The 17,559-nt window shown below is 49.7% G+C and carries 14 protein-coding genes; 13 read left to right on the top strand and 1 reads right to left on the bottom strand.

What is annotated here, in order from left to right:
* The first annotated feature begins 9 nt into the window (after positions 1–9).
* The 10 genes from ABIC15_RS06300 (at position 10) to nrdG (ending at position 12,326) form a co-directional block, all read left to right on the top strand.
* The gene (locus ABIC15_RS06300; protein ID WP_354020086.1) at positions 10–831 is read left to right on the top strand and encodes a DNA-3-methyladenine glycosylase family protein; all 822 of its coding nucleotides are present in this window, start codon (positions 10–12) and stop codon (positions 829–831) included.
* Between the two features lie 115 nt (positions 832–946).
* Entirely contained in the window at positions 947–1,384 is a 438-nt protein-coding gene (locus tag ABIC15_RS06305; protein WP_012369946.1) for a YlbF/YmcA family competence regulator, read from the top strand.
* A gap of 66 nt (positions 1,385–1,450) precedes the next feature.
* Complete coding sequence (mutS, locus tag ABIC15_RS06310; protein WP_354020088.1) at positions 1,451–3,982, top strand: DNA mismatch repair protein MutS; 2,532 nt, start codon at positions 1,451–1,453, stop codon at positions 3,980–3,982.
* A gap of 14 nt (positions 3,983–3,996) precedes the next feature.
* Positions 3,997–5,820 (top strand): DNA mismatch repair endonuclease MutL, encoded by a 1,824-nt coding sequence (gene mutL, locus ABIC15_RS06315; RefSeq protein ID WP_354020090.1) that lies wholly within the window; start codon positions 3,997–3,999, stop codon positions 5,818–5,820.
* Between the two features lie 177 nt (positions 5,821–5,997).
* On the top strand, positions 5,998–6,387 hold the full coding sequence (locus tag ABIC15_RS06320) for a CidA/LrgA family protein (protein ID WP_012369949.1): 390 nt from the start codon (positions 5,998–6,000) through the stop codon (positions 6,385–6,387).
* A complete protein-coding gene (locus ABIC15_RS06325; protein WP_041261537.1) occupies positions 6,380–7,060 on the top strand; it encodes an LrgB family protein in 681 nt (226 codons plus the stop codon). The genes ABIC15_RS06320 and ABIC15_RS06325 overlap by 8 nt, the downstream gene beginning before the upstream one ends.
* 43 nt (positions 7,061–7,103) lie before the next feature.
* Positions 7,104–7,679, top strand: a complete 576-nt coding sequence (locus ABIC15_RS06330) for an AAA family ATPase (RefSeq protein ID WP_214765280.1) — start codon at positions 7,104–7,106, stop codon at positions 7,677–7,679.
* Between the two features lie 63 nt (positions 7,680–7,742).
* Positions 7,743–9,782 carry an ATP-binding protein gene (locus ABIC15_RS06335; protein WP_012369952.1) on the top strand — a complete coding sequence of 680 codons (2,040 nt, stop codon included), beginning with the start codon at positions 7,743–7,745 and terminating at the stop codon, positions 9,780–9,782.
* Between the two features lie 269 nt (positions 9,783–10,051).
* The gene (locus tag ABIC15_RS06340) at positions 10,052–11,893 is read left to right on the top strand and encodes an anaerobic ribonucleoside triphosphate reductase (protein ID WP_214765279.1); all 1,842 of its coding nucleotides are present in this window, start codon (positions 10,052–10,054) and stop codon (positions 11,891–11,893) included.
* Positions 11,868–12,326, top strand: coding sequence for an anaerobic ribonucleoside-triphosphate reductase activating protein (gene nrdG, locus ABIC15_RS06345; RefSeq protein ID WP_012369954.1), 459 nt, complete (start codon positions 11,868–11,870; stop codon positions 12,324–12,326). The genes ABIC15_RS06340 and nrdG overlap by 26 nt, the downstream gene beginning before the upstream one ends.
* Before the next feature lie 53 nt (positions 12,327–12,379).
* On the opposite strand, the gene ABIC15_RS06350 is transcribed toward nrdG, so the two are convergent.
* A complete protein-coding gene (locus ABIC15_RS06350) occupies positions 12,380–13,855 on the bottom strand; it encodes a DHA2 family efflux MFS transporter permease subunit (RefSeq protein ID WP_354020093.1) in 1,476 nt (491 codons plus the stop codon).
* A gap of 164 nt (positions 13,856–14,019) precedes the next feature.
* Between ABIC15_RS06350 and ABIC15_RS06355 the strand changes: the two genes are divergently transcribed.
* The 3 genes from ABIC15_RS06355 to ABIC15_RS06365 all read left to right on the top strand — a co-directional run bounded on the left by ABIC15_RS06355 (position 14,020) and on the right by ABIC15_RS06365 (position 17,382).
* A complete protein-coding gene (locus tag ABIC15_RS06355) occupies positions 14,020–14,928 on the top strand; it encodes a TetR/AcrR family transcriptional regulator (RefSeq protein ID WP_012369956.1) in 909 nt (302 codons plus the stop codon).
* Between the two features lie 75 nt (positions 14,929–15,003).
* On the top strand, positions 15,004–16,449 hold the full coding sequence (locus tag ABIC15_RS06360) for a SulP family inorganic anion transporter (RefSeq protein ID WP_354020095.1): 1,446 nt from the start codon (positions 15,004–15,006) through the stop codon (positions 16,447–16,449).
* A 99-nt stretch (positions 16,450–16,548) separates the two neighbouring features.
* Positions 16,549–17,382 (top strand): fumarylacetoacetate hydrolase family protein, encoded by an 834-nt coding sequence (locus ABIC15_RS06365; protein WP_354020097.1) that lies wholly within the window; start codon positions 16,549–16,551, stop codon positions 17,380–17,382.
* Positions 17,383–17,559: the final 177 nt, after the last annotated feature.

The raw sequence follows: 17,559 nt of genomic DNA on the forward strand, positions 1-17,559 counted from the left end.
AGCGATGGTATGTGGCAGAAGAACTTACGGTTAGAAGACGACTATGACTTTGCCGGAATCCGAAAGCGGCTTCGCGGTGACCGGCTACAAGTTGAACAGGACGGGCGGTTGTTCGTACCGGTTATGTTGCCGGAAGGGAACTTTATCGGTCAGGTGGAAGCAGTCGGTTCCCGCGAACTGCTCTTATCCGGAGAAGGTCCACAGGAACCGATGGTGCAACTGTTGCGCCGTCGGTTTCGTCTGGATACGACGAACCCAAGTCAGCACCTCTCAGAGACTTCGCTTTCAGAAGTCGTGTCAACGTTTGGTGCGGAGCGGCTGGTCCTGGATATTAATCCGTTTACGGCACTGATCCGGTCCATCATCCATCAACAGATTAATCTGGCATTTGCGCAAGTGCTGATGGAACGCTTCTGCCGGACGTTCGGCACGGAACAAAACGGTGTAATTTTCCCGCCGACGGCAGAGCAACTGGTGAATGTCGAACCGGAACAGCTTCGGGCATTGCAACTATCCGGCCGGAAAGTCGACTATTTGCTTGGTGCCGCACGGGCCGCAATCGATTTCGAGCGGCTGACGGAAGCGCCAGACGCCACGATTGCCGAGACGCTGATTGCCTTAAAAGGAGTCGGTCCCTGGACGGTGCAAAATGTCCTGATGTTCGGTTACGGACGGGAAGATCTGTTTCCGGCATCGGATATCGGTATTTTGCGAGCGTTTGAGCGGTTGCACGGTACACGCCCGAGTGTCGAGGAAGCGGTTCTGCTTGCGGAAGAATTTGCCCCGTATCGGAGTCATGCTGCGTATTTATTATGGCGGTCGATTGAATAAGGAACTATTCTTGTCACCCCTCAATGAGAACGGTATAATGAATGCGTTAAGAACGAGTCATCGTTCGCAGATACGATAAGCGTAGCGGAATCACCGCTTCCGATAGAGGGGACGAATGTATATGTACACAGATGAACAAATCATCGAAAAGGCCAATGAAATCGCGAAAATGATTTCCGAAACGTCAGAGGTGGAACGATTCAAAGCCGCTGAAGCCAACATCAACGGGAACGAAAAAGTTCAAAAGATGATGAAACAAATCAAGTTCCTGCAAAAAGAAGCCGTCAACTGCCAGCACTACGGCAAAACGGAAGCTTTGGCACGTGTCGAAGCAAAACTGGATAAATTATTCGCAGAACTCGATGAAATGCCGGTCGTCCAGCAATTCCAGGAATCACAGGAAGAAGTCAACGGACTCCTTCAATACGTGACGGTAACGATTTCAAACGGAATCACAGATCAAATTATCGAAGCGACAGACGGTGATGTCCTGGCGGGGAAAACAGGCAGCGGGATGGAAGCGGAAAATAAAAGCGGCGGTTGCGGCTATTAATCAATGAATTGAATGGGAAAAGCCGACGGATTCCCGTCGGCTTTTTACGCGAATGGGGTGAACAGCATGGAAGCAGTCCATAACACACCGATGATGAAACAATATTTTTCGATTAAGGCCGACTATCCGGATGCCTTTTTGTTTTATCGGTTAGGTGATTTTTACGAATTATTTTTTGAAGATGCCAAACAAGTGGCGCATGAACTGGAATTGACGCTGACAGCGAAAAACGGCAAGAATGCCGAACACCCGATTCCGATGTGCGGTGTACCGCACCATGCCGCAAACGGCTATATCGAACAATTGATCGAACGCGGTTATAAGGTGGCTTTATGTGATCAGGTCGAAGATCCGAAGCTGACGAAAGGTCTCGTTAAACGAGAAGTCGTCCAAGTCATTACACCGGGAACGCTGATGTCCTCGTTGACGGAAAAAGAAAACCGGTATCTCGTCGCCGTCGTCGAACAGGACGGACGATTCGGGATTGCCCGGGGCGACGTTTCGACCGGTGAAAGTGCCTTGACGAGTGTTGCGACACTTGATGCCGTGGCAAAAGAATTGAGTATCATCCTGCCGCGTGAAATTGTCGTCACGTCAAGTGAACACGAGGCGGCACTCAGCCACTTGCAGATTCCGTTGACACAAAGTACGCGCCGGGAAACCCATCCGCACGGCGACAGGGCGATTGATGCGGCACAAGCAGATGCCTTTGCTGTGCTCTATGCCTACATGCATGATACGCAAAAACGGTCGCTTGCCCATCTGCAACCGGCCATCGTTTACGAAGCGGCCGACTTCATGCAGCTCGAACCGAATACGGTCAAAAATCTGGAGCTGGTCCGGTCTGCTCGGACCGGCGATAAAAAAGGATCGTTACTGGGACTGCTTGACGTCACGGGTACGGCAATGGGTGGCCGGATGCTGAAGCGCTGGCTCGAAAAACCGTTGCTTTCGCAACACACGATTGCCGAGCGGCTGGATGCCGTCGAAGAATTGTTGGCTCATTATTTCGAGCGTCAACAGTTGAAGGATACGTTGCGGGAAGTCTATGATTTGGAACGATTGGTCGCAAAAGTCGGATACAGGACGGCTTCCGCCCGCGATCTCGTCCAGTTGAAGTCAACGCTGCGTCTGATTCCGCGGATTCAAGCGGCACTGGAAGAATTACTCAGTGACCGGCTCGGACAGCTGGCACTTGGACTTGATCCGCACGATGAATTAACCGATCTGCTCGACCGTGCTTTTGTCGAGGCTCCACCGATTTCGACGAAAGATGGCGGAATGATCCGGACCGGATTTGATCCGGCGCTCGACGAATTACTGGTGGCGTCAAAAGACGGGAAGACGTGGCTGGCAACGCTTGAAGCCAGTGAACGGCAAGCGACGGGGATTAAGACGTTGAAAATCGGCTACAACCGGGTCTTCGGTTATTACATTGAAGTATCGCGGGCCAATGCCAAACTGTTGCCGGAAGGGCGTTACGAACGGAAACAGACACTTGCGAATGCGGAACGGTATGTGACGCCGGAACTGAAAGAGAAGGAAGCACTGATTCTCGGAGCTGAGGAAAAAAGTATTACGCTGGAATACGAACTGTTTTGTCAGGTCCGCGATCAGGTGAAGACACACATCGAAAGTCTGCAACGGGTCAGCCGGCGGATTGCCGAACTTGATGTTCTCGTCGCTTTGGCGGAAACCGCTGAACGGCATGATTACGTCCGACCGGTGACCTTGACGGGTCGGAATGTAATGATTGAAAACGGGCGACATCCGGTCATCGAGACGGTATTGCCACGCGGGGAGTATGTTGCGAACGGCATCAATCTGAATGAAGACCGGGAAATGCTGTTAATCACAGGACCGAACATGTCCGGTAAATCGACGTATATGCGCCAGTTTGCTTTGATTGCCTTATTGCATCAAATCGGATCGTTTGTCCCGGCAAGCCGGGCCGAGTTACCGATCTTTGATCAGATTTTCACCCGGATCGGAGCAGCGGACGATTTAGTCAGCGGTCAATCGACCTTCATGGTCGAGATGGTCGAGACGCAGGAAGCGTTGACACGGGCAACGGACCGTTCGTTGATTCTCCTCGACGAAATTGGTCGCGGGACATCGACGTATGACGGGATGGCGCTCGCACAGGCCATCGTCGAGCACATCGCGGAGCACGTCGGGGCGAAGACTCTGTTCTCGACCCATTATCATGAGTTGACGGTCCTTGAGGACTCGATGCCGCGTCTCGCGAATGTCCATGTCCGGGCTGTCGAACAGGATGGACGGGTCGTCTTCTTACATGAAGTAAGGGACGGGAAAGCCGATCAATCATACGGAATCCACGTTGCCCGTCTGGCTGATTTACCGGATGCCCTGATTGCCCGGGCGGAAGTCCTGTTATCGGAATTCGAGCAAACAGAGGAACGGACCGTCGTATCACCGAAAGAGCCGGTCGTTCAGGCGGAACCGGTTGATCAACTCAGTCTTTTTGCGGAGACGGACCCGGTCCGGGAAACGGTCCAGACACTGGATTTAATCAATATGACACCACTTGAAGCATTAAACACGCTCTACCGTCTGCAGGCGGAAGCGAGAAAATAAGGAGGTCGTCCGGCATGGGAATCATTCGGGAACTGTCCGATTCGCTTGCGAACCGGATTGCGGCAGGTGAGGTCGTCGAACGGCCTGCCTCTGTCGTCAAGGAACTGGTGGAAAATGCACTCGATGCGGGAGCGACACAGGTTGATGTCGAACTCGAAGAAGCGGGAATGAAACGCATCACGATCCGTGACAACGGACACGGTTTTTATCCGGAAGACGCGGAACTGGCGTTTGTCCGGCACGCGACAAGCAAAATCAAGGATGAACACGATTTATTCCGCATCAAGACGCTTGGATTCCGTGGTGAAGCCTTGGCCTCGATTGCATCCGTCAGTAAAGTGACCTTAAAGACGAAACGGGAAGAGCAGGAAGGGATTCAGCTGATACTTGATTGCGGACGGCTGACGGATCGGTCGGCGATTGCGATGAATCGGGGGACAGAGCTGACGGTCGAACAATTATTCTTTAATACACCGGCCCGGCTGAAGTATCTCAAAACGACGCATACGGAACTGGCGGCCATCACGGACATTTTAAACCGGGTCGCTTTTGCCCATCCGGATGTCAAATTGTATGCGGTCCATGAAGGCAAAGTCTTGATTCAGACGAATGGTTCGGGGGATGTCCGGCAGGCTCTTGCCAGTGTCTACGGGCATCAGACGATTCAGGGGACACTTGTTTCAACCGGCACGACGGCCGATTATCAACTGACTTGTCATCTCGTGAAGCCGGAAGTGACCCGGGCATCGAAAAATTACATTACCTTGATCTTAAATGGGCGTTCGGTGAAAAACTTTGCCCTGACACAAGCCGTTTTAAACGGTTATCACACTTTGCTGCCAATCGGTCGTTTTCCGATTGCCGTCATTGAAGTGACGATGGATCCGTTGCTGATTGATGTTAATGTCCACCCGGCGAAGCGGGAGGTCCGTCTGTCGAAGGAAGCGGAACTTTGTCAACTGATTCAGGAGACGATCCGCTTAACACTCAGCCGGCAGACATTGATTCCGAAAGTGACACCGCAAAAACCTAAAAAAGATCCGAGTGCGCAGGAGAAGTTGGAATTTTCCTATGTGGCAGAGCCGGTTGAGGAACTGTCTTCGCGATCCGTTTGGAATTATCCGATTCCGAAACGGACGGAAGCGGGGAACGAACATGTCCCGTCAGCCAACCGGATTCAACCACCGGATCCATCGATCGATATGCCGGATGAGCCGGTACCGGAACAAACAGATGAGCCGGTCGCGACGGGTCCGAAATTTCCGCATCTTGATGTCATCGGTCAGCTTCATTCTTCGTATATCGTCTGTTCGGGTGCGGATGGAATGTATCTGATTGATCAGCATGCCGCCCAGGAACGGATTAAATATGAGACGTATAAGGTCATGTTCGGTCGTCCGCTCGAGCAGAAACAACAGCTGTTGCTACCGTATACGTTTGAGATTGCGAGTGACGACATGCGGCGGATGGACGAAGTATTGCCGCTCCTCCGCGATGTCGGGATTGAGCTCGAAGCCTTTGGTCCCCAAAGTTTCATCGTCCGGGAAGTTCCGACCTGGTTCCCGTCGCACCGGCAGGAGGAGACGATTCAGGAACTGATGGATGAAGCGTTGATGAAACGCAAGGTCGATCTTGAAACGTACCGGGAAGATGCGGCAATCATGATGGCGTGTAAAAAATCGATCAAAGCGAATCATCCACTGAATCATGAGATGATGCGGCAGTTGATCGTTGACCTCGCCAAAACCGAGATGCCGTTCACCTGTCCGCACGGTCGGCCGGTCATCATCGAATGGACGACGTATGAACTGGAAAAACTGTTTAAACGCGTCACGTAACGAAGAGAAGAGATGCCTGTCTTACGACAGGTGGCTCTTCTTTTTTTGTGCTAGAACAGAAAAAGGACAGAAACGGTGTGAGAACGGTTACTTGAACGAATCGGGGTTATTTCATTGATTGTTCACAAAGTGAGGAGGATAATAAGACCCGAATACGTTAAACAAGGGGAAATCAGAATGCGTTCAAAACTATTGTTAAGTGTAACGATTCTACTGCAGATCATCCTCATCTCCGGTTTCGCCATGCTCGGGGATATGGTGAGTAGAGGATTGCAGTTACCGTTACCGGGAAATATCATCGGATTGATCTTATTGTATCTGGCATTAAAAAGTCGTCTGCTTAAAGTTGATTACGTCGAGCGGGGAGGACGGTTGCTGTTGCTCGTCATGCCGTTATTTTTTGTTCCGGCTTTGTCCGGCATTATGGACTACACGGTGTTCATGCGTCAATCCGGTCTTCAAGTCCTGGTGATTTTAATCATCAGCAGTCTGTTGACATTAACGGGATCCGCGTTCCTCGTCGATCGATTGGCCCGACGCAAAGAGGGGATTGATGTCCATGAGTGAAGCACTGTTTTGGCTGGTGTTGACGACATTGCTGTTTGGCGGCGCGTTTTGGTTATACCGGACATTTCCGTTCGTCTGGACTTTACCGATTCTGACCGTAACGGCGGCCGTGATTGTCATTTTATCGATCAGCGGCACAACACATGCCGCCTATATGGCAGGCGGACAATATTTATCACGGATGCTCGGACCGGCGATTACGGCCTTTGCGATTCCGTTATATCAGGTCCGCCATCATGTCCGGAAGTTTTTACCTGAGATTACGCTTGGTGTCGGGATCGGAACGTTGATTGCCTTGACATCCGACCTGTTGCTTGGTCTGTTGCTGCATCTGGGCCGGGCGACCAACTTGGCATTATTGCCGAAATCGGTTACGTTACCCGTTGCCTTGGCGATTTCGGAACGGTCCGGCGGGACGCTGGCGTTGACAGCGACGTTCGTGCTTGTGACCGGGCTTGTCGGTTCGATTGTCGGGCCACGGTTGATGACCGGGCTCCGAATCCGGCACTTCGTCGGACGCGGTGTCGGACTGGCCTCGATTGCTCACGTCATGGGGGCAACGAAATCAATGAGTCTTGATCAACGCGAAGGCGCAGTCGGTCTGCTGACGATGGTTTTGACGGCTGTTCTTGCCAGTGTGCTTGCACCATGGATTATTCAAATTGTATATTAAATGAAACTCCTTCAGAGGAAAGATAAAGGTGTGAACCCTGACAATGATTATTTGGATCAATGGAACGTTTGGTGTCGGTAAAACAACGGCTGCACAAGGATTGCAGCAACGGATCAAAGGATCACATGTGTTTGATCCCGAATTGACAGGTCAACTGTTGCGTCAACAGCTTCCGCAAGCGGACCAGCCTGATGATTTTCAAGATGCGCCGCTTTGGCGCCGCTTAAATCTGCTCCTGCTTGAACAGCTGGATCAGGCATCTGCCGTCATCCTCGTACCGATGACGTTAACAAATAGTACGTATTTTGAAGAAATCATCGGTGCCTTAAGAAAAACCGGACATCAGGTGCATCACGTGACGTTGATGGCGAGTCCGAAAACCGTCAGACGCCGGTTGCGAAGCCGATTTGAACGCGGACAGTCCTGGGGCGGGAAACAAGCCGAGGACCGGTTGCGTGAGCTTTCCCATCCGCTCTTCTCGCATCATCTTCAGACGGACGCCATGTCGAAACAGCAAATCGTTGATGCCATCGGATTAGTCTGTAATCTTCGGTTATTGCCGCCACGGAGCGTAAGAGACAGGATTGAAACGGCAGGATTGAGGGAAATAAAGGTGTGATGCGGAACTGTTGTTTCGTATCACACCTTTATTTTTGTAGTTTTAGTAGGAGGCTTTAGCAATATGAAACAATGGATGACTGAAAAACTGGGGAGACAGCTGATGGCCGTTTTTTACAGCGTGTTTGTCTGGAGTGTACTCACATCTGTCGCTAGTTATCTTTATATCGACAATTCGGCTGGTCAGACGAAGGAACAAGTACTTGCTCAACTGCAACAAACCCAGTGGTTCTGGTTTTTGAACTTATTGATTTTTCTTTTATGCTTATTATTCATCGTCCGACCGTTGATTGGCCGGCTGACGATGCAGTTACATGAACTGAATATCAAAAGTCAGCGACTTGCGGAAGGAAAATCAATTTCGCTCGAACACGATGTACTGGTGGAGAACGAAGTCGGGCAACTGACGGAATCCTTTTATCGGATGGCCCGTTCAATCTCCTCGCAACACACGGAGCTGTCACGAAAAAATCAGTTGATGGAACAGAATCAAGAAGCCCTTAAAAGTAAACAAACGGAACTGGAACAGGCACTCGAAGTCACACGTTCGAACGAATTGCATCTGCAGGACCGTAATGAACTGATTGAAACACTTGCTTCGAAGGAAAGTTTGTTTGATTATTCCTCGGTCATCAGTACGATTGTCCGTTTGACGAAAACCGAGTTTGGAGCCCTGTTATTGATTAAAAACAATGAGATCTCCTCGGTCGTTCCAAAAGAAATGACGGAAGAACAGCAGGAGAGCCTAAAAACCGAATCGTTACTGCTCAAACGGGTTATGATTTCGAAAGAACGTGCCAATTCTTCGAAAAAAGTCGCCAATGACAGTTTGATTGGTTTCCCATACTACATTTATGAAGCCGTCATCCCCATCATGGATCAGGCGAAAGATGAACTGATTGCCTGCCTCTATCTGGCACGGTTCGATCAACCCTTCAACACAAAAGAATTGAATGAACTGGAATCGTTCTCGAAACAGATTGCGATTTCCTTGATGCGGATGTCACTGTATGAACAAATGGAATACGAACGAAAAGAGACAGCCCAACTGCTGAATTCAGTCCGGGAAGCCATCCTCTATATCAAACATGACGAAAAAACGATTCTTGGGAATCAGGCGTTATTTGATATCTTCGAATCGTTACAGATCGAAGAAGACAACGATTCGATGACATTCCTCGAAGTGCGGCCGGAGACGATGTTTGAACAGGTCGATCAAAAAGAGGCATTTGAAGCATATTTTGAAGAAGTCTTATCTGGTCAGATTCCGGAGGGGATGTTTTCGTTATCGATTGACCAAGGGGAATATTTCATTCAGGTCTATGCGGAAGAAATCATGCTCAGTGAACAGGCAAAAGGAACGATTCTTGTATTCCGGGACGTGACGGCGGAAACGGAAGTCGACCGGATGAAGTCGGAACTTGTCTCGACCGTCTCGCACGAACTGCGGACACCGCTTTCTTCCATTTACGGGTTCACGGAACTGATGCTCAAACGCAAACTGGATCCGGAACGGAACAAACGCTACCTGCAGACGATTCATGATGAATCGAAACGATTGACGGATCTTGTCAGCGATTTCTTAAATGTTCAACGGATGGAGTCCGGGAAACATTCCTACGATAAAGAAGTGTTTGATCTGATTGATACGGTCCGGGAACAGACACGTTTTTATCAGGCGTCAACCGAACAACATCGTCTGCAGCTGGATGTCGATGAAAATCATGAGTTTTTGATTCATGCGGATAAAAACAGCATGAAACAACTGCTCGGTAATTTACTTCATAATGCAATCAAATATTCACCGGACGGCGGCGATGTTGTCATCTCGCTGACGCATCACCACAATCAGATTGAGTTAAGTGTCCGTGACTTTGGATTAGGGATTCCAAGCAGTGCGATGCCGCATCTGTTCAGCAAATTTTACCGGGTCGACAATTCCGACAGCCGTAAAATCGGTGGAACGGGCTTAGGTCTCTCGATTTGTAAAGAAATTGTCCGGGCACATGACGGCAATATTGATGTCGAATCGATTTTAGGGGAAGGTACCGTGTTTAAGGTATTGTTACCAAGTGTCTCCGATACATTGATTGAAATGAATTAAATCAAATAGGACAGGGCAGGAAGTGCGGAAAAGAATCATCCGTGTATCCTGTCCTGTTTTTTCGTGAACAGTGAGGTTTCTCATACCGGGAGAGGATAGAAGAAAAGTGGATGAGAGCAAATTCCATACGATTTTCTGAAAACATTTCGTGACGAAACACCCGTTTTCCTTGCAAATCATTTGAGATATGCAGGGATTGCCGGTCTCGGAAAGCTCTCGCTATAGTGGGGATACAGACAGAAACCACATGAATTTAGGGAGAGATGAAGATGGACGTACAGACACTATACGAACAAATCGTGGAGCATCCGTCAACGGATGAGATGCAGGAAAATGCCAATGTCGACGGAAAATCGCCGCTCGGCAAGCTGAACCGCCTTGCAGCTGTCACTGCAAAACAGATGATGCAGGATATGCTGCTGTCAACGGAAGCGAAACAGGCGCTTGCTGAAAACATCATCTACATCCATGATGCCGACTATTACGTGACCGGGACGACGACCTGTGTCCAACTGCCGCTCGGCCGGTTGTTACAAGATGGATTTACCATGGCCCATGGATCCATACGTCCGGCACAGGATATCCGGTCGGCGTTAGCACTCGCCGCCATTATCATGCAGGCGAATCAGAATATGCAACACGGCGGGCAATCCTATCCGATGTTCGATTTTGATCTAGCTCCGTTTGTCGAAAAAACCTTTCAACGTCAATTGAAGAAAATTCATGACGTGGTCCCGAAATGGTCAAATCGGCGCAAGCGAGCCTACGCAATGTCAGAAACGTACGAAATGACCTATCAAGCCTGTGAAGCGTTTATTCATAACACGAATTCGATGCATTCACGCGGCGGCGGTCAAGTTCCCTTTATCTCGATTAATTACGGAACGGATACGTCGATGTTTGGCCGGATGTTGATTCGCGCCCTACTTGAAGCGACACGGGCGGGACTTGGAAAAGGCGAAACCCCGATTTTTCCGATTCAAATTTTTAAAATCAAGGCCGGGGTGACACTAAATGCAACGGATCCCAATTACGATCTATTTCAATTGGCGACCGAAGTGACAGGAAAACGGTTATTTCCGAACTTCGCATTTCTCGATGCCCCGTTCAATCAATCAGCGGATGATACGCCGGACACAGAAGTGGCGTACATGGGTTGCCGGACGCGAGTTCTTGAGAACCGGCAAGGCCGGGCGTCCGTCGTCGGGCGGGGAAACCTGTCGTTTACGAGTCTGAATCTCGTCCGTCTCGCTTTGATGACACAAAGTCTGGACCGGATGTTTGAAGCCGTTACCACGTACACGACTTTGATTTGTGAACAATTGTTGGAACGTTATCACTATCAAGCCAATCGGACGGCCGATGAGTTTACTTTTTTGTACCGGCATATCTGGCGCGGCGGAGAGACGCTTGCTGGATCCGACCGGGTCGAACCCGTCTTACGGCAAGGAACGTTGTCTGTCGGGTTCATCGGTTTGGCGGAAGCCTTAATTGTCCTGACGGGGCAACATCACGGGGAATCGGAACTTGCTCACGGAATCGGTCAAGCCTTGATTCGATTGATACGGACGATCGCCGATCAGTACGGGGAGAAAACCGGTCTGAATTTTTCCGTCCTGGCGACACCGGCAGAAGGATTATCCGGTAAATTCACGGTTGCAGATAAAGAACAATTCGGTGTCATTGAACGTGTGACCGATAAGCCGTATTATACGAACTCGTTTCATCTGCCGGTCGGGACGAACGTGACCATCCGGGAAAAAATCCGGCTCGAAGCACCGTTTCATGCCTTATGTAACGGCGGACACATCACGTATGTCGAGACGGACGGGGCACTCGCTGAAAATCCGGAAGCCATCGAAGATATCGTCCGGCTGATGGCGGAATCGGGCATCGGGTACGGTTCGATTAATCATCCGATTGACCGATGTTTGACGTGCCGGACGGAACAGACAATGGAACAGGCATGTCCGGTGTGCGGCGGGGAAGAGATTGAACGGATTCGCCGGATTACCGGTTATCTGGTCGGAACGATGGACCGATGGAATCCTGCCAAGCGGGCGGAAGAACAGGACCGGGTGAAACATGCGGCTGCTTCAGATTCTCGCTGATTCTGTCGTCGACGGTCCGGGTCTGCGAACGGTCGTCTTTTTTGCCGGTTGCCCCCACCATTGTCCCGGGTGCCATAATCCGGATTCCTGGGCGGTTGAAGGCGGAGAGGACTGTAGCGTGGAGCAAGTCATTGAACAGATTCAACAGATGGGTTCGTACCGGGTGACGATTTCCGGCGGAGAACCATTTTTGCAACAGCAGGCGTTATCCGAACTGGTCCACGCATTGACCGGCTATGACATCTATCTGTTTACCGGTTATCGGCTCGAACAGTTGCTTGATGATACACAGGCCCGACAAATCCTGTCACAGGTGGACTGTTTAATTGATGGTCGGTATATCCAGAGACTTCACGATCACTCTTTAGCCATTCGCGGCAGTACCAATCAACGGATTTTCAATCGGGAACAGCTTCAACTCATTCTCGAATAAAAAACAGGTCGTTTCCTCTCACTCGACATGAGAAGAAACGACCTGTTTGGTGATTATGCGTATTTTTTTTCACGTGCTTCTTCGATGTGAACGACGTCTTGCTCGACTTTCCGTTTCTTAATGAAGAACGATAATCCTAAAGCCAGTAAGGCGAGCAACGTGGCGATGAAGAACGTATCATTGATGCCTTCGACCATCGATTGCGTGATGATCGTTTGCGGATTCGTCCCGGGCGTTGCATTTGCTGTCAGTTCTTTGGCATAGTCAGCGGTCCGTGATGTCATGACCGTAACGAGCAGTCCTGAACCAATCGCACCGGATACTTGCGACAACGTATTGTTGAGCGCCGTTCCGTGTGGTGTCAAATGTTGCGGGATATGATTCAATCCGTTTGTCATAACCGGCATCATGACCATCGAGATACCGAGGAAGCGTAACGTGTACATGATGACGAGGAACGAATACGCCGTATCTGCCGTCAGACGACTGAAGAAGAAAGTTGTCAAGACGGTCAAAGACAGACCGATCATGGCAAGGACCCGGGCACCAAAGCGGTCAAACAGACGACCGGTGATTGGTGACATGAATGCCATGACGAGTGCACCTGGCAACATCAAGAGACCGGAATGGAACGGTGAAATACCGCGAATCGTCTGGACGTAAATCGGCATCAGGATCATGGCCGAGAACATCGACATGTTCAAGACCATTGAAATGCCTTGCGATAGAGCGAACATCGGGTATTTAAAGATGCGGAACTCAAGCATCGGTTCATCGAGCCGGAATTGGCGTATAATGAACGAAGCGAGACTGATCACACCAATGGCGAGAGCACCAATGACGGTCCACGATCCCCAACCGGCAGAACCGGCAGAACTGAAGCCGTACAGTAATCCGCCGAAGCCGAAGCTTGATAAGACGAGTGAAAGTTTTTCAAGACGCAGTGTACTCGTGACGACTTCTTTTTTTAATAAGAAGAATCCGATGACGAGAACCAGCAGGGAAATCGGTGTAACGATATGGAACAGCATCCGCCATTCATAATGTTCAAGCACCCAACCGGATAATGTCGGACCGATGGCGGGTGCGAACGTGATGACTAGACCGAAAATCCCCATGGCTTGTCCGCGTTTTTCGATCGGGAAGCCGTTTAACAAAACGTTCATTAACAGCGGCATCATGATGGCGGAACCGGATGCCTGTAACATCCGCGAGCCGAGCAGGACCGGAAACAGATCGGCTTGACCGGCGACAATTGTGCCGATCGAGAACAATCCCATTGCCGTCAAGAACAACTGGCGCGTCGAAAACTTTTGAACGAGAAAAGCCGACGTCGGAATCATGATTCCGTTGACCAGCATATAGCCGGTTGTCAGCCATTGCGCCGTACTGGCTTCAATGTTGAATGATTTCATGATCGATGGTAAAGCGATATTTAACAGCGTCGAGTTCAGGACGGCGACGAAGGCGCCGGCCATCAAGACCGCTAAGATTAAATAAAGACGAGATGATTGCTTCGTTGATTGCATTTCGTTATGCTCCTTTTGTACAGTAAGTCTATTTTGTTATACACTGATTCTACGACCTAGCTATCTTACCGTCTGAAGAAAAACATTACAAATTATTTGCTTTATACACTAAAGTATATAGATGATTTTTGAAAAACAGATCATTTAAAGAAAAGGATAATGACATGAACCCGAAAAAGAAACAGCTCCTTGATGCTGCCTACCAACTGTTCGTCGAAAAAGGATACCAGTCAACCTCGATCCAGGACATTTTAGATCAAAGTGTCGTCTCCAAAGGAACATTCTATAATTATTTTTCGTCGAAAAACGAACTGTTCATTGATGTCTTCAACACCGTCTTCGAAAAGATGCGTAACGCCCGAAAAGAAATCCTGGTCGGACGCGACGTCTCGGATTACGAGACATTCATTCAGCAAGGGAACTGCTACCTCGAACTGATGCAGAAGTACAAACTGTATACGTTGTTTGAAGAAGCGATTGCTTCGAATGAAAAAGAATTAAAAGCGTTCATGGAAAATAACCGGCTGCTCGAAATCGAATGGACCTATCACCGGTTGCGCGATTTGTTCGGAGAAGCGAAAACACCGTATCTGCTCGATTTAGCAGTCATTTATACCGGCATGCTGCAATATGCGATGTACTTCTTCCGGCAATCGGAACGGAATACGCAACCGGAGCGGGTCGTCCGCTATGTCTTCAACCGGTTGACGCATCTCGTCGAAGATGTCAGCCGGACGGAAGAACAATTGATTCCGCCACGCTTCCTGTCGGTCTGGCTCGACCGTCCGCAAGATGAGGTCGTCATCCGGAAAGATTTATTCGAGAAGACGAATGCTCATATGAAGCAATTGATCACACTGTCCGTCATTTCAGAGGAATCAAAAGAAGCCCATGACGAGGTGCTTGATTTCATTTACGAAGAATTATTGGAACGGAAAAAACCGAAAATCCATCTGTTGAAGCGGGCACTCGAAACGTTGGCGGAAGATCCGATCTTCACCGGTCAGGAAATCATGGTCCGTTATCAGGAGATGGTCGATGAAATCGTCCGGATCCGGACGCGTCTTCAGTAAAGAAGGACTTGTTGTTTCAGGCAAAACCTCTTACTATAAAACGATGTATGTTAAACACAAGAAATGAGGAATTAGATGTTTTCACAATGGAGAAAAGAATGGGTTCTGCAACCGAAAGCAGATTTGTTATCCGGTATCGTCGTTGCCTTGGCACTGGTTCCGGAAGCGATTGCCTTTTCCTTAATCGCCGGAGTCAATCCGATGGTCGGCTTATATGCGTCCGTCATCATTGCCATCATCATCTCGATTGCCGGCGGCCGCCCGGGGATGATCTCGGCAGCAACCGGAGCGATGGCGCTTGTCGTGGTCCAGCTCGTTAAAGATCATGGCGTCGATTATTTACTGGCGGCTGGTATCCTCGCAGGGATCTTCCAGATTATTTTAGGTCTTGCCGGCGTCGCGAAATTATTACGTTTTATTCCCCGGGCCGTCATGGTCGGGTTCGTCAATGCCTTGGCCATCTTGATTTTTTCGGCGCAGCTGCCGCAGTTTGAAGGACAGAACTGGATCATGTACTCGATGGTCGCGGCGTCCCTTGCGATCATCCTGATCTTCCCGCGGTTTACGAAAGTCATCCCGGCACCACTCGTCGCGATTACAATCATGACCATCCTGACGGTCGCCTTTTCGCTCGATACACGTGTCATCGGCGACATGGGTCAGATTTCAGCTTCGCTGCCGAACTTCTTCCTGCCAAATGTCCCGTTTTCACTGGAAACACTGCAAATCATTTTCCCGTATGCGTTGTCGCTTGCGTTCGTCGGTCTGATCGAGTCGTTGTTGACGGCGCGGATTGTCGATGAGATGACGAATACGACATCGAATAAAGCAATCGAATCCCGTGGACAAGGAATCGCCAACATCGTGGCCGGATTCTTTGGCGGTATGCCGGGCTGTGCGATGATCGGTCAATCGGTCATCAATGTCACATCCGGCGGTCGCGGTCGCTTGTCGACTTTCACAGCCGGAGCGTTTCTGATGCTTTTGATGGTGACGATGAACGATTTATTGATGACGATTCCGATGGGCGCCCTCGTCGGTGTCATGTTCTTTGTGTCGTACGCGACATTTGACTGGGGATCGTTTAAAATGCTGAAAAATTCGCCGAAAAGTGATTCTGCCGTCATGCTGGCAACGGTCCTCGTGACCGTCCTGACACATGATTTGTCAATGGGCGTACTGGTCGGGATTCTGCTTGCTGCGATTCTGTTCGCATCGAAGATTTCACGGATTGATGTGAAACGACATGCCGAAGGGACAAACGTCGTCTACCGGATCAACGGTCCGATCTTCTTTGCGTCGACGACGGCGTTCGTCGAACAATTCGATTTGCCGGCAGACAACGATTTCGAACGGATTACGCTTGATTTCACACAAGCCCACTTGTTTGATGATTCGGCGACGGAAGCGATTGAAACGGTTGTCTTGAAATATCAGGCAGCCGGTCTGTCAGTCGATTTGGTTTCATTAAATGAAGAATCACAGGCACTTGTCGACCGTTTAGCCCGTCGCATTGCCTGAAGAAGAACCGTCCGAGACGTATTTCGGGCGGTTCTTTTTTCGTGAAAGCAGACGGTTGGAGAAACTTTTCGGTATACTGGAAAAAAAGGGGGAATAGTCATGAAATGGTTTCGGTTTGAGCAAGAAGGAGAGTCACGGATTGGGGTCGAGGAAGCAGGTTACCGGTATGACGTGACAACGCAGGTCTATACGGATTCGTTGCTTGAAGTCATCGCACGGGGCTTCGAGATGGATCTTGATTTGGATGTCGCACCGCGGCTGAACGATGAGATCCGGTTACTCGCACCGTACATACCGCCTCGTAATGTTATTTGTGTCGGGAAGAACTATGCCGATCACATCAAGGAGATGGATACGGCAGGTGCCGGGAAATTCGTTTTATTTACGAAAGCACCGAGTTCCATCGTCGGTCCGTTTGAAGCAATCGAACGGCATGCTGATCTGACACAGCAACTCGACTACGAAGGTGAGCTCGCAATCATCATCGGGACGTCCGGTCGTGACCTGACGCCGGAAAATGCACTGGATCATGTCTTCGGCTACAGTATCGTCAATGATGTGACGGCACGGGATTTGCAAAAAGAGCATGTCCAGTTCTTCCGCGGCAAATCACTCGACGGGTTTTGCCCGTTCGGTCCGGTCATTGTGACGGAAGACAACTTTGATCCGACGGATGTATTGGTTGAGACGCGCGTCAACGGTCAACTGCGTCAATCGGGTTCGACGAAGCGGATGCTCCGGGATGTCGTGACGATTTTAACAGAAGTTTCCCGCGGGATGACCCTTGAAGCAGGGGATATCATCGCAACAGGAACACCGGCCGGCGTCGGACACGGGATGAAGCCGCCGACGTATCTTCAGGATGGGGATGTCGTAGATATTTCGATTGAAGGAATCGGTCATCTGCAAAATCACGTCAAAGCCTATAAATGAATAATCAATGACCGTCTTGTTTAAAACCGCTCAGAGAATGAGCGGTTTTTTTACGTAAACGGTCATGGTATGACCGTTTTTGATGTATAATAGACGTATAACAGGATGTTATTGTCGAATAAAATCGTATTTTGAAGGTTTTTTAACGGAAAACATAAAAAATGAATGTTTTTGATT

This window comes from Exiguobacterium sp. PvP048 (genome assembly GCF_040549175.1).
Lineage (GTDB): Bacteria > Bacillota > Bacilli > Exiguobacteriales > Exiguobacteriaceae > Exiguobacterium_A > Exiguobacterium_A artemiae.